We start from the raw sequence: 12,837 nt of genomic DNA on the forward strand, positions 1-12,837 counted from the left end.
CTCTGCCTTCAGTGCATACTACCCGGAATTTCTTTATCAATTTCAGGGTATTCCGCCTCTGCGCGGCCTCACTTAAACCAGACCTTAACCTTACTCTGTGCCTAACAGGTAACGGTCCAGGATGATCTGAACCCCATTGGTCGGCTGCCCTTATTTTCGACAGATTCAAGGGCGAACGAGCAGTGATAAAGAAACAGATTTTCCTAGAACCAATCTGCGGTGAGCCCTGGGGCAACCCAAGGCTGCTCGAAGAGCGAGGACGAGATTCATGAATCCGGCTGATGTGGCCCAGGCCGCTCCTGTGGCCCACGACCTGTCCTTCTTTGGCCTGTTCTGGCAGGCCCATTTCATCGTCAAGCTCGTGATGATCGGCCTGCTGGCGGCCTCGGTCTGGTGCTGGGCCATCATCGTGGACAAGACCCTGCTCTACCGCCGGTCGAAGCGCGCCATGGATCGGTTCGAGGACGTGTTCTGGTCCGGCCAGTCCCTGGAGGAGCTCTACCGCAACCTCCAGAGCCGCCCGGCCACGGGCTTGGCCGCCGTGTTCGTCGCCGCCATGCGGGAGTGGAAGCGCTCCTTCGAGGGTTCGGGCCGCTCGTTCCAGACCCTGCCGCAGCGCATCGACAAGGTGCTCGACGTCACCATCCAGCGCGAGGTGGAGCGGCTGAATGCCCGCCTGACGGTGCTGGCCTCCATCGGATCGGCCGGTCCCTATATCGGCCTGTTCGGCACGGTGGTGGGCATCATGAACTCCTTCACCTCCATCGCCGCCTCCAAGAACACCAGCCTTGCGGTCGTGGCCCCCGGCATCGCCGAGGCGCTGTTTGCCACCGCCATCGGCCTCTTCGCGGCTATCCCGGCGGTGCTGGCATACAACAAGCTGAACTCGGAGGTCGGCAAGCTGCAGACGCGGCTCGAGGGCTTCGCCGACGAGTTCTCGGCCATCCTGTCCCGTCAGGTGGACGAGCGCATCGGCCATGCGGGCCGCTCCCCCGCCAACGCGGCCTAAGGAGGGTTCGGCATGGCCATGATGGCAGGATCGGCAGGAGGCGGACGCCGCCGCAGGCGCTCCCGGCAGTCGGGGGTGATCAACGAGATCAACATGACGCCGTTCATCGACGTCATGCTCGTGTTGCTCATCATCTTCATGGTGGCAGCCCCCATGATGACAGCGGGCGTGCCGCTCGACCTGCCGCAGACCAAGGCCGCGCCGCTCAATTCCGACGCGACGCCGGTGACCCTGTCGATCAAGGCCAACGGCCAGGTCTTCCTGGGCGAGACGGAGCTCACGGACGAGGCCATCGTCGGCAAGCTCGCGGAAGTGTCGAAGGCGGGCTTTGACGAGCGGGTCTTCGTGCGCGGCGACAAGAAGGTGGATTACGGGCGCGTCGCCCAGGTGATGTCGATCGTCACCACGGCAGGCTACAAGCGCGTCGCCCTCGTGACCGAGGTCGACCAGCGCTGAGGCGGATGAAAGCAAGGGGCACACACGTGGCGTTGAAGCTGAAATTCAGCACTTCGGAGCCGGGCTTCTGGGTCTCGGGCGTCGCGCATGCGGCGCTGCTGACGGCCGCGATGATCGGTCTGTCTTCCGTTGCCGAATTTCCCGAAGCGCAGGAAGGCATCCCGGTCGAAGTCATCACCGATGCCCAGCTGTCCCAGATCACCAAGGGCGAGACGAACGCCAAGGCACCGCAACCCAAGCCCCGCGCCGAGCGCGTGGCCGACAAGACCGAACTGAAGGATCCCGGCGAAGACAAGCGCGACGCGCCGGCCCCGCCGAAGCGTCCGGCCGAGATGAAGGTCGCCGAGAAGGAAGAGCCGGTGGCCGCCCAGCCCCCGCCGCCCGCGCCGCCGACCCGCTCGCAGGAAGAGAAGGCTGCCGCCGAGGCCAAGGCCGCGGAGGAAAAGCAGCTGCGGGAAAAGGCCGAAGCCGAGGCCATCGAGAAGGCCAAGGCGGCCGAGCAGGCGAAGATCGAGGCTGAAGCCAAGGCAAAGGCGCAAGCGGAGGCAAAAGCCAAGGCCGAGGCCGAAGCCAAGAAGGTCGCCGAAGCCAAGGCGAAGGCCGAGGCTGACGCGAAGGCAAAAGCTGAAGCCGAGGCGAAGAAGCTCGCGGAAGCCAAGGCCAAGGAAGAGGCCGAGGCCAAGGCGCGCAAGGAGGCCCAGCTCGCCAAGAAACTCGACATGGGCGACCTGAAGCAGTTTCTCGACAGCAAGGACAAGAGCCAGTCCACCGGCGCGACCGGCGCGGAGGTCCAGAAGACCGCCTCGCTTGGGACCGCGACCGGATCGGCCGCAAAGCTCTCTCCGAGCCTGCGCGATGCGCTGATCGGCATTCTCGTGTCGCAGATCGAGCGCTGCTACAGCGCACCGATCGCAGCCTCGGGCGGGCAGGTCACGGCGCCGGTTCTCGACATCCGCCTGAACCAGGATGGATCGCTCAGCACCGAGCCGCGAGTCCTGCAGGCAGGAAGCTCATCGACTGATCGCGCGGTGGCGGATGCGGCCGTCAGGGCCATCCGCAAGTGCCGCCAGTTCGAGATCCCGGCGAAATTCGCGCCCTATTACACCGACTGGAAGATCCTGAACGTCCAGTTCGATCCTCCTCTCTCTTAAAGCCCAAAGCTTGAGACAGCATCCCATGATCACTCGCCTTATCTCCCGTCTTCTCTTCGCGCTGGCCGTCGTCCTGCCGATGGCGACGCTCGCCCCCTCGGCCCAAGCGCAGCTCTCCTTCCGCGTCGGACCCGGCGGGCAGTTCCAGCCCATGCCGATCGCCGTTGCCGACTTCTCCGGCGAGGGCGACATGGGGCAGCGCGTGTCGGGCATCATCAGCAACAACCTGCAGCGCTCCGGCTATTTCGCGCCGCTCGACAAGTCGCGCTTCCCCGAGCGTCCGTCGTTCGATGCCGCGCCGCGTTTTGATGCGTGGAAGATGGCGGGCGCCCAGGCGCTCGTGACCGGCCGTGTGTCGCGCGATCCATCGGGGCGGCTGCGCGCCGAGTTCCGCCTGTGGGACATCGAGACGGGCCAGCAGCTTACCGGCCAGCAATATGTGACGGACGCCAATTTCTGGCGCCGCGTCGGCCACATCATCTCGGATGCGGTCTATTCGAAGATCACAGGCTTCGGCGGCTTCTTCGACACGCGCATCGTGTTCGTCGATGAATCGGGCCCGAAGGAGAGCCGCCGCAAGCGCCTCGCCATCATGGATCAGGACGGCGCGAACGTGCGCTACCTGACTCAAGGAGACACCTCCGTGGTGGCGCCGCGCTATTCGCCGGCCACGCAGGACATCACCTACATGTCCCAGGTCGAGGGCCAGCAGCCGCGCGTTCAGGTGATCAACCTGGAGACCGGCTCGCGCCAGGTGCTCGGCAACTTCCCCGACATGGCCTCCTCGCCGCGCTTCGGGCCTGAGGGCAGCCGCATCGTCATGAGCCTGCAGCAGGGCGGCAATGCCAACATCTTCATGATGAATCTCGGCTCGCAGGCCACCACGCGCCTGACCTCGACCGCGGCCATCGACACCTCGCCGTCCTTCTCACCGGACGGAAAGCAGATCGTGTTCGAGAGCGATCGCGGCGGCAAGCAGCAGATCTATTCCATGAACGTGGACGGATCGGACCAGCGCCGCATCTCCTTCGGCGACGGTTCCTACTCGCAGCCGGCCTGGTCGCCGCGCGGCGACTACATCGCCTTCACCAAGCAGCGCGCCGGCGGCTTCGCCATCGGCATCATGAAGCCGGACGGTTCGGGCGAGCGCATCCTTACCGAGGGCTTCCACAACGAGAGCCCGACCTGGGCGCCCAACGGCCAGTACATCCTGTTCTTCCGCGATCCGGGCGGACAGGCCGGCGGCAAGCTCTACATGGTCGACATCACCGGTCGCGTGGAGCAGCCGGTCCCGACGCCGTCCTTCGCGTCCGACCCGACCTGGTCGCCGCTGCTGAGCGAGTCGCGGTAAACCTCAACCTTCCCTCCCTCCCCACAAGGGGAGGGAAAGCGCGTTAATCCTGCAAACTATATTTTCGTTCAAGCCCTCATCGGAGCCGCCCCAACGGTCTCGTCCTTGTGGCCCTTGAGCTTGAAGGCGAGAGCGATCAGGGAGATGCCGAACACGAGGGCATAGGCTCCCAGCCACCAGGTCAGCACCACGGCGCCGACGATCGGGCCGAGCAGCAGCGCGATACCGAACAGGACCGAGACAATGCCGCTGAAGATCAGCCAGCCGCGGCCATAGGTCGGGTTCAGCTTGAACGCGGCCACGATCGTCAGGATGCCGGTGATCAGCGACCACACCGCCATCAGGGTGACGAAGAACAGGACCGTCAGGCCCGGCATGACGAAGGCGATGATGCCGACCAGGATGTTCAGGATGCCTCCCAGGATCAGGAGGCCCCAGCGCTGGTTGTTGGAGGCCGCCCGAATGCCGGAGACGATGCCGAAGATCCCGTCGACCAGCATATAGGCCGCGAAGACCCAGACCAGGGATAGGAGCGTGGCTCCGGGCATGAAGAAGGCAATGAGCGCGAAGATGATGGCGAAGACGCCGCGGAGCGCCAAGGCCCACCAGTTCTGAGCCAGAAGGGCGCTCATTGCGTGAGTGCGATCAAGGGTATCGAAAGAGCCGGTCGTCCCTGCTGTCATAGGAGTCCTCCTCGGAAAAGGAATGCACTGCCTTGCACAAGATCCACGCCAAGCTTGACCGTTGGTTTCGTTTTGCTCTTCCCGGGTCCTACTCTCCTGGCGAAGCCTCGCCGTCCCTGATCTTCGTCAATTTCCGTCGAAGTGCAAGCTTGCGTCGTCTCAGCCGCACCCTCCGCTTGAGGCGGAAGGCCCGGATGAGCAGGGCGAGGCTCAGCCACACGAGGGCGATCACCACCGGCGAGATGATGAGAACCGGGAAGAAGGAGATGAGCGCGGCGAGCGCCAGCAGGGCGAAGCCGATGATGGCAACGCTGCTCGCCTCGGTGGCGGTCAGCGACCGCGAGTTCACCGACTTGCCGAGCGTGGTCGACAGCGCCAGGGCGCCGGCCGCGAGCCTGCGGACGCCACCCTTGGTGTAGCGATGCCCGCGGCGGGAGCGCATGTTCTTCGCCTGACGGCGACGGGACTGCCAGCCGGGAACGATCTCCGTGGCGTTGGCGAGGTCCTCGAGATACATGGCCTCCATGGCCTCTGCGAACTGGGTATCCTCGACGACGACATCGAGCTCCCAGTTGGTGGCCCAGCTCGCGAGGTTGAGGTTGGTGGAGCCCACCCGGGACCAGCGCCCGTCCGCAACGGCGGTCTTGGCGTGGAGCATCGACCCGTTCCATTCGTAGACGCGAATGCCCGCCTCGATCAGGGACCGGTAGCCGGCCCGCACCACAGGCTGGAGCGCAGGAACGTCGCTCGAGCCCGGCACCAGGATGCGCACGTCCACCCCGTCCCGCGCCGCTTCGCCCAGCGCCTGCACATAGGAGGTGGTGGCGACGAAATAGGCGTCGGTCAGCCAGAGGTTGCGCTGGGCGGTAGCCGCGATGAACTGATCGACCCGGTACGTGCGCAGCATCCCCGGCTCGCCGCTGATCACGCGGGCGGCCATCGTACCAGCGAGCGGAATCAGGTCGGGGTGGGGCAGTTCGGATTTCGGGATCGCCCGCATGCCGGCGAGCCGCCAAGTCTCCGCAAAGGCCGCATCGAGATCGGCCACCACAGGGCCTTCCAGGCAGATCCCGGTGTCGCGCCAGGGCTCATGCCCGTTCTTGCCCACCCAATTGTCCGAAATGCACAGGCCTGACACGAATCCGATGCGCCCATCGACGGTGATGACCTTGCGGTGGTTGCGACGAACCCAGAACGGGTCGGTCAGCCGGGGCGGGTTGAAGACCTTGGCCTGGACCCCGGCTTCGCGCAGGCGCCTCCAATAGCCGGGCAGGGCCCGGAACGACGAGCCGAGCCAATCGTAGAGCACCCGCACTGTCACGCCCGCCCGGGCCCGCTCCATCAGGGCCTCGGCGAATGCGCGGCCGCTCTCGTCGTCGGCGATGATGAAGTTTTCGAAGTGGATGACGTCTTTCGCCGAGCGGATGGCCTCGAGCCAAGCCGGGTAGTTCTCCCGCGAGTCCCTGAGCAGCGACACCGCATTGCCGTGCCGCAGATCGCTGTCGGCGATGCGCGCGAAAGCCCGCTCCAGACGCAGATCGTCGAGAGCCTTGCGGTAGCGTTGTCCAAGGGTGCCGGGCGGGGTCGTCACGATATTCATGACCTCTCAACGCATAAGACGGACAATCGGCAGCAGCCCAGCTTGGCGCGGCTGTCTTAACGGTATGTATGGCGGGCTGCTCCGGAATTCATTCACAGTTGATTTACCATGACCATAACTTCCACAACTTGGCCATAATTCACCTTAATCCGGAGCCTCTCCTCAAGGTTGACGGAACCCTCCCTTAACCATCCTCCCGATATGAAAGACACAACGTTCGGCAAACGTATGTGTAAGGAGTATTGCCCATGATGACGTTGCGCGCCGTCAAATTCGCCGCTGCCTTCGTCCTCGCCCTTGGGGCGGCGGCGTGTTCGTCCAACAAAGATGAGATGGCTGGCGGAGCCGGTGGCTTCGGGGCCGGTGGCGCCGCCACCCCGGGCAGCGCCCAGGACTTCGTCGTCAACGTCGGAGACCGCGTGTTCTTCGAGACCGACTCGACGGATCTGACCCCCACGGCCGTGGCGACCCTAGACAAGCAGGCCCAGTGGCTGCAGCGCTACCCCCAATACACCTTCATCCTTGAGGGCCATGCGGATGAGCGCGGCACCCGCGAGTACAATTTCTCGCTCTCCGCCCGCCGCTCCCAGGTCGTGCGCGACTACCTGATCTCCCGCGGCATCCCGGGTAACCGCTTCCGCACCGTGTCCTACGGCAAGGAGCGCCCGGTGGCGGTCTGCAACGACATCTCCTGCTGGTCGCAGAACCGTCGCGCCGTGACGGTGCTCGGCGGCGGCGCCGGGGCATAAGGCCTCACCGGCATCACGTCTCGTGAAATCGCAGAGCGCCGCCACAATCTCGCCGTGGCGGCGCTTTTGTGTTATCGGCCCCTCTGTCGAGGATCCTTACGGTATTCCCAGCATGTTCCGACGCCTGTTTGTCTTTTTCGCCTTTGCCTTGGCTCTGGCCGCCCCCGCTGCCGCGCAGGATGCGGCCGACGCGATTGTGCGCCTGAACCGGCTCGAGAGCCAGTTCCGGCAGCTCTCCGGCCAGATGGAGCAGCTCCAGTACGAGAACCGCCAGCTCAAGGAGCAGCTGCGCAAGTTCCAGGAGGATGTGGAGTTCCGCTTCCAAGAGGGACGCGGCGGCAGTGGCTCCAGGTCCGCTCCTGCGCCGTCGACTACGACGCCGTCCCGTCCGGCCACGCCTCAGGCGCAGCCGGCCCAGCCGCAGCGCCGCAGCGACGTATTCGATCCGTCGGAGGCGCCGGGCGCCCCCGGCGCGCCGCGTCCGCTCGGCTCGACCCCGCCATCCGAGCCGCTCGCTCAAGCCGATGCCGGACGTCCGATGCCGCTACCAGGCGGGCAGTTGGCCGGGATCGGGGAACTGATCGAGCAGGACGACGCCGAGGGCGCGCCGCTCGACCAGCATGCCGATGTTCAGGCAACCCTGCCTCAGGGCGCCATTGCCGAGCGTGCCAACCCGAGTGTGGCGGCCACCAGCGTCGGCAATCCCCGGTCTGACTTCGACACGGCCTATGCCTCCTTCACCGCGAGGCAGTACGATCAGGCCGAGATGGGCTTTCGCCGCTTCCTGCAATCCAACCCGCGCGACAAGCTGGTGCCGGAAGCCACCTTCTGGCTCGGCGAGACCTATCTCGTGCGCAGCCGCTATCGCGAGGCCGCGGAGCAGTTCCTGAACGTCTCGGCCGAGCATCCGGATACGCCCAAGGCGCCCGACGCGCTGCTGCGGCTCGGCATCTCCCTGAACGGTCTCGGCGCCAAGGATCGCGCCTGCGCGGTCTTCGCCGAACTCGACCGCAAGTATCCGCAGGCCTCCGCTCCCGTCCGCCAAGCCTCCGAGCGTGAGCAGAAGCGGATCAAGTGCAGCTGATCCGCTGATCGTTGCAGGCTCTGCGCTGTGGCTCCATCCTCGCCCCCCGATGATCCGCTCTCGGATGAAGGGCTTGAGCGTCTCTTTTCCTCTCTGAACCAAGCCTCCGGCATTGTCGCCGCCGTATCGGGCGGGCCGGACTCCATGGCCCTGATGCATGGCCTCGCCCGCTGGTCCTCCATCGAACGTCGTCCTCCCGTTCACGTTGCCACCGTCGATCATGGTCTCCGGCCCGAGGCCGCCGAGGAGGCTGCCTTCGTGGCGCGGGAAGCCGCCTCTTTGGGGCTGCCGCACCGGACGCTTGTCTGGACGGGCAACAAGCCCGCGACCGGGATCCAGGAGGCTGCCCGCGAGGCCCGCTACGGCCTCCTGGTCGAGCATGCCCGCGAGGCCGGCGCCTCCCATCTCGTCACCGCCCATACCCTCGACGACCAGGCCGAGACGGTAATGATCCGCCTGTCGCGCGGGTCGGGATTGGCGGGCCTTGCCGGGATGCGCCGGGAAACGGACCGGCGGGGCATCCGCCACGTGCGGCCGCTCCTCGGCGTCCCGAAATCATGTCTTCTCGATCGGTGTCGGGAGCAGGGATGGCGCTCCGTCACCGATCCGTCGAATGCGGACGAGCGCTATGCCCGGGTCCGCTGGCGCAGGCTCATGCCGCTGCTTGCCGCAGAAGGGCTCACGGCCGAGCGTCTGGCGCGTCTGGCCGAGAGGATCGCCCAAGCCGACGAGGCACTTGATCTCAAGGCCCGGGAGGCTCTTGAGCGCAGCGAGCCTCATCGTGAAGCCGGGACCCTGTCGTTCCAGGGCCAAATTTTCACGGAAGAGCCCTTTGACATTGCCCTGCGGGTGCTGGAGCTGGCCTTGGCGCAGGCTGGCATGGATCTTGAGAACAGTCGTCTGCACCGGCTCGAGGTCTGCACGGAGCGTCTGCGTCAGGCCGCCGGGGCGGGAGAGGCCCTGAGCCTCACCATCGCGGGCGCCCACCTGCGCCTGACCTCATCCGGAAGGGTGTCCGTCGGGCCGGAACCGCCACGTCAGCGAGGCCGTTAGCCGAAATCTTAGCTAAAGCCATCGGATATGTCGCAGAGGCGCCGCATTCCCTTGGCAAGGCGAGACGGTGTGCCTACATTGAGTTTAGCCGCGCGGGGAGACCTCCTCACGCTTTCTCTCCCTCTGGGGCAGAACCTGATCAGATGAATTCAAATTTCCGCAACTTCGCCCTGTGGGTGGTGATCTTCCTCCTTGTGCTGGCGCTCGTGACCTTGTTCCAGAGCCCCGGCCAGCGCGGCGGCGGCAGCGATATCGCCTATAGCCAGCTCCTCAGCGAGGCCGATGCCGGCCGCATCACCAGCGTGGTCATCTCCGGCCCCGAGATCAGCGGCACCTATACGGATGGCCGTACCTTCACGACCTACGCGCCGAGCGACCCGATGCTGGTCACGAAGCTGCAGCAGAAGGGCGTGCAGATCACGGCCCGTCCGCAGTCGGATTCGACCCCTTGGTTCATCGCCGTGCTCATGAACATCCTGCCGATTGCGCTCTTCATCGGCGCCTGGGTGTTCCTGTCGCGCCAGATGCAGAGCGGCGCAGGCCGGGCCATGGGCTTCGGCAAGTCCAAGGCGAAGCTCCTCACCGAGGCGCATGGCCGCGTGACCTTTGACGATGTTGCGGGGATTGACGAGGCGAAGGAGGACCTTCAGGAGGTGGTGGAGTTCCTGCGCGATCCGCAGAAGTTCCAGCGCCTGGGCGGCCGCATCCCCCGTGGCGTGCTGCTGGTGGGCCCGCCCGGCACCGGTAAGACGCTGACCGCCCGTGCGGTGGCCGGCGAAGCCAACGTGCCGTTCTTCACCATCTCGGGCTCCGACTTCGTCGAGATGTTCGTGGGCGTCGGCGCCTCCCGCGTGCGCGACATGTTCGAGCAGGCGAAGAAGAACGCCCCCTGCATCATCTTCATCGACGAGATCGACGCGGTCGGCCGCCATCGCGGCGCGGGTCTCGGCGGCGGCAACGACGAGCGCGAGCAGACCCTCAACCAGCTCCTTGTCGAGATGGACGGGTTCGAGGCCAATGAGGGCGTGATCATTATTGCTGCCACCAACCGGCCCGACGTGCTCGACCCGGCGCTCCTGCGCCCGGGCCGCTTCGACCGCCAGATCGTGGTGCCCAACCCCGACGTGGTCGGCCGCGAGAAGATCCTGCGCGTGCATGTGCGAAAAGTCCCGCTGGCGCCCGACGTGGACCTGAAGGTGATTGCGCGGGGCACCCCCGGCTTCTCGGGCGCGGACCTGATGAACCTGGTCAACGAGGCGGCCCTGCTGGCGGCGCGGCGCGGCAAGCGCATCGTGACCATGCGCGAGTTCGAGGACGCCAAGGACAAGGTGATGATGGGCGCCGAGCGCCGCACCCTGGTGATGACCGACGACGAGAAGCGCCTGACCGCCTATCACGAGGCGGGACACGCCGTGGTGGCGCTCAATGTGCCGGCCACCGACCCGGTGCACAAGGCCACGATCATCCCGCGCGGCCGGGCTCTGGGCATGGTCATGCAGCTGCCCGAGCGGGACAAGCTGTCGATGAGCTACGAGCAGATGACCTCGCGTCTGGCGATCATGATGGGCGGGCGCATTGCCGAGGAGATGATCTTCGGCAAGGACAAGGTCACGTCGGGCGCCCAGTCGGACATCGAGCAGGCGACGCGCCTGGCCCGCATGATGGTGACCAAGTGGGGCTTCTCGCCCGAGCTGGGCACGGTGGCCTATGGCGAGAACCAGGACGAGGTGTTCTTAGGGATGTCCATGGGGCGCCAGCAGAACATCTCCGAGGCGACGTCGCAGAAGATCGACTCGGAGGTGCGCCGTCTGGTGGAGGACGGGCTCAACGACGCCCGCCGGATCCTGACCGAGAAGCGGCACGAGCTTGAGGCTCTGGCGCGCGGGCTTCTGGAATACGAGACGCTGACGGGCGAGGAGATCCGCAACCTGATGGACGGCCAGCCGCCGGTGCGCGACACCGGAGAGGCGGCGACCCCCAGCCGCGGCTCCGCCGTGCCCACCACCCGCCCAGGACGCCCACGCGAAACCGACGGGGGCATGGAGCCCCAGCCGCAGGCATAAAACGTCAGTATTTGTGAAATCCACGAACGCCCGCTCCACCAGCGGGCGTTCTTTTTGTTTACCTCGAAGTACTAATACTACACATGGGCGGGGCATAAGGTCTGTAACAATCGCTTATCACTTGTGATGGCGCGGATTCGCCTCCATGCCTTGACCGGAGTGGGGGAGGTTGCTTTGAAAAAGCAAAAGCGCGGATCAGCGCAACGGAATGCGGAGACAAAGCACGTGCGTAAATACTTCGGGACCGACGGCATTCGGGGCCGCGCCAACGGCATCATCACGCCGGACCTCGCCCTCAGGGTCGGGCAAGCAGCAGGCCTCATGTTCCAGCAACGGGGCGATTACCGCCACCGGGTGGTGATCGGCAAGGATACGCGGCTCTCCGGCTACATGATCGAGTCGGCCCTTCAGGCGGGCTTCACCTCGGTGGGCATGGACGTGCTCCTCCTCGGCCCGATCCCGACGCCCGCGGTCGCCATGCTGACCCGCTCCATGCGCTGCGACCTCGGCGTGATGATCTCGGCCTCGCACAACCCTTACGAGGACAACGGCATCAAGCTGTTCGGCCCGGACGGATTCAAGCTCAATGACGACATGGAGCGCGAGATCGAGGCGTTGATCGATTCCGATCTGACCCGCCGCCTGTCCGGCTCCGCCGCGCTCGGCCGCGCCAAGCGCATCGAGAGCGTCCAGGCCCGCTACATCGAGTTCGCCAAGCGCACCCTGCCGCGCCAGGTCGACCTGGAGGGCATGCGGGTCGTGATCGATTGCGCCAACGGCGCCGGCTACAAGGTGGCCCCGGAAGCCCTGTGGGAGCTCGGCGCCGAGGTGATGTCGATTGGCGTGGAGCCGAACGGCTTCAACATCAACCACGATGTCGGCTCCACCGCGCCCGATGCCCTGATCCAGAAGGTGCGCGAGCTGCGGGCCGATATCGGCATCGCCCTCGACGGCGATGCGGACCGGGTGCTCATCGTCGACGAGAAGGGCAACAAGGTCGACGGCGACCAGCTCATGGCCGTGGTCGCCCGCTCGTGGAAGGACGACGGCCGCCTTTCCCAACCTGGAATCGTTGCGACGATCATGTCCAATCTCGGCCTGGAGCGTTTCCTGGGTGAGATGGGCCTCGGCCTCGTGCGCACGGCGGTGGGCGACCGCTATGTGCTTGAGCACATGCGGGCCCACGGCTTCAACCTCGGCGGCGAGCAGTCCGGCCACATCATCATGTCCGACTACACCACCACGGGTGACGGGCTCGTGGCGGCGCTCCAGCTTCTCGCGGTGGTCAAGAGCCTCGGCAAGCCGGTCTCGGAGGTCTGCCACTGCTTCGAGCCCCTGCCGCAGGTGCTCAAGAACGTGCGCTACAAGGCCGGGAAGCCCTTGCAGGACGCCTCGGTCATCAAGGCCATCGAGGCCGGGCGCGAGACCCTCGGCCAGGCAGGCCGTCTCGTGATCCGCCCCTCGGGCACCGAACCGGTCATCCGCGTGATGGGCGAGGGCGACAACGAGGATGTGGTCAACCGCGTGGTGGACGACGTCGTGGCTGCCGTGACCCAGGCGGCTTCGAAGGTTGCCGCGTAAGATAAGATTCCGGTTCGAAACAAAAGCCCCGGCGAGATGATCGCCGGGGCTTTTTCA

At 65.8% G+C, this 12,837-nt stretch carries 11 protein-coding genes; 9 read left to right on the forward strand and 2 right to left on the reverse strand.

Translation table 11 applies throughout. The features are described 5' to 3' along the window. Positions 1–268: 268 nt before the first annotated feature. From tolQ to tolB, 4 genes are read left to right on the forward strand one after another with little or no spacing between them, the layout of a single operon-like run. The gene (gene tolQ, locus FHR70_RS23035) at positions 269–1,009 is read left to right on the forward strand and encodes a protein TolQ (RefSeq protein ID WP_183454650.1); all 741 of its coding nucleotides are present in this window, start codon (positions 269–271) and stop codon (positions 1,007–1,009) included. Positions 1,010–1,021: 12 nt separating this feature from the next. Continuing rightward, complete coding sequence (locus FHR70_RS23040) at positions 1,022–1,465, forward strand: ExbD/TolR family protein (protein ID WP_183454651.1); 444 nt, start codon at positions 1,022–1,024, stop codon at positions 1,463–1,465. A 26-nt stretch (positions 1,466–1,491) separates the two neighbouring features. Further along, positions 1,492–2,616, forward strand: coding sequence for a cell envelope integrity protein TolA (gene tolA / locus FHR70_RS23045; protein WP_425487897.1), 1,125 nt, complete (start codon positions 1,492–1,494; stop codon positions 2,614–2,616). A gap of 25 nt (positions 2,617–2,641) precedes the next feature. Continuing rightward, positions 2,642–3,967 (forward strand): Tol-Pal system beta propeller repeat protein TolB, encoded by a 1,326-nt coding sequence (gene tolB, locus FHR70_RS23050; protein WP_183454654.1) that lies wholly within the window; start codon positions 2,642–2,644, stop codon positions 3,965–3,967. Positions 3,968–4,035: 68 nt separating this feature from the next. Here the strand turns inward: tolB and FHR70_RS23055 are convergent, their stop codons facing one another. Beyond that, positions 4,036–4,650 carry an HdeD family acid-resistance protein gene (locus FHR70_RS23055; RefSeq protein ID WP_183454656.1) on the reverse strand — a complete coding sequence of 205 codons (615 nt, stop codon included), beginning with the start codon at positions 4,648–4,650 and terminating at the stop codon, positions 4,036–4,038. Between the two features lie 88 nt (positions 4,651–4,738). Beyond that, entirely contained in the window at positions 4,739–6,250 is a 1,512-nt protein-coding gene (locus tag FHR70_RS23060) for a phospholipase D-like domain-containing protein (RefSeq protein ID WP_183454658.1), read from the reverse strand. A 248-nt stretch (positions 6,251–6,498) separates the two neighbouring features. Between FHR70_RS23060 and pal the strand changes: the two genes are divergently transcribed. The 5 genes from pal to glmM all read left to right on the forward strand — a co-directional run bounded on the left by pal (position 6,499) and on the right by glmM (position 12,780). Next, on the forward strand, positions 6,499–6,999 hold the full coding sequence (pal, locus tag FHR70_RS23065; RefSeq protein ID WP_183454660.1) for a peptidoglycan-associated lipoprotein Pal: 501 nt from the start codon (positions 6,499–6,501) through the stop codon (positions 6,997–6,999). Between the two features lie 112 nt (positions 7,000–7,111). Then, complete coding sequence (gene ybgF / locus FHR70_RS23070) at positions 7,112–8,083, forward strand: tol-pal system protein YbgF (protein WP_183454662.1); 972 nt, start codon at positions 7,112–7,114, stop codon at positions 8,081–8,083. A gap of 27 nt (positions 8,084–8,110) precedes the next feature. Further along, the gene (tilS, locus tag FHR70_RS23075; RefSeq protein WP_183454664.1) at positions 8,111–9,136 is read left to right on the forward strand and encodes a tRNA lysidine(34) synthetase TilS; all 1,026 of its coding nucleotides are present in this window, start codon (positions 8,111–8,113) and stop codon (positions 9,134–9,136) included. Positions 9,137–9,279: 143 nt separating this feature from the next. Then, positions 9,280–11,199: an ATP-dependent zinc metalloprotease FtsH gene (gene ftsH, locus FHR70_RS23080; protein ID WP_183454666.1), complete on the forward strand. Its 1,920-nt coding sequence runs from the start codon at positions 9,280–9,282 to the stop codon at positions 11,197–11,199. Positions 11,200–11,424: 225 nt separating this feature from the next. Beyond that, positions 11,425–12,780 (forward strand): phosphoglucosamine mutase, encoded by a 1,356-nt coding sequence (gene glmM, locus FHR70_RS23085; RefSeq protein WP_183454668.1) that lies wholly within the window; start codon positions 11,425–11,427, stop codon positions 12,778–12,780. Positions 12,781–12,837: the final 57 nt, after the last annotated feature.

This window comes from Microvirga lupini (assembly GCF_014191055.1).
Taxonomy (GTDB): Bacteria; Pseudomonadota; Alphaproteobacteria; order Rhizobiales; family Beijerinckiaceae; genus Microvirga; species Microvirga lupini_A.

What these genes read in the sequence shown, in the direction of transcription:
- tolQ (WP_183454650.1), top strand. Translation starts at nt 269, where the DNA reads ATGAATCCGGCTGATGTGGCCCAGGCCGCTCCTGTGGCCCACGACCTG.
- FHR70_RS23040 (WP_183454651.1), top strand. Translation starts at nt 1,022, where the DNA reads ATGGCCATGATGGCAGGATCGGCAGGAGGCGGACGCCGCCGCAGGCGC.
- tolB (WP_183454654.1), top strand. Translation starts at nt 2,642, where the DNA reads ATGATCACTCGCCTTATCTCCCGTCTTCTCTTCGCGCTGGCCGTCGTC.
- FHR70_RS23055 (WP_183454656.1), bottom strand. Translation starts at nt 4,650, where the DNA reads ATGACAGCAGGGACGACCGGCTCTTTCGATACCCTTGATCGCACTCAC.
- FHR70_RS23060 (WP_183454658.1), bottom strand. Translation starts at nt 6,250, where the DNA reads ATGAATATCGTGACGACCCCGCCCGGCACCCTTGGACAACGCTACCGC.
- pal (WP_183454660.1), top strand. Translation starts at nt 6,499, where the DNA reads ATGATGACGTTGCGCGCCGTCAAATTCGCCGCTGCCTTCGTCCTCGCC.
- ybgF (WP_183454662.1), top strand. Translation starts at nt 7,112, where the DNA reads ATGTTCCGACGCCTGTTTGTCTTTTTCGCCTTTGCCTTGGCTCTGGCC.
- ftsH (WP_183454666.1), top strand. Translation starts at nt 9,280, where the DNA reads ATGAATTCAAATTTCCGCAACTTCGCCCTGTGGGTGGTGATCTTCCTC.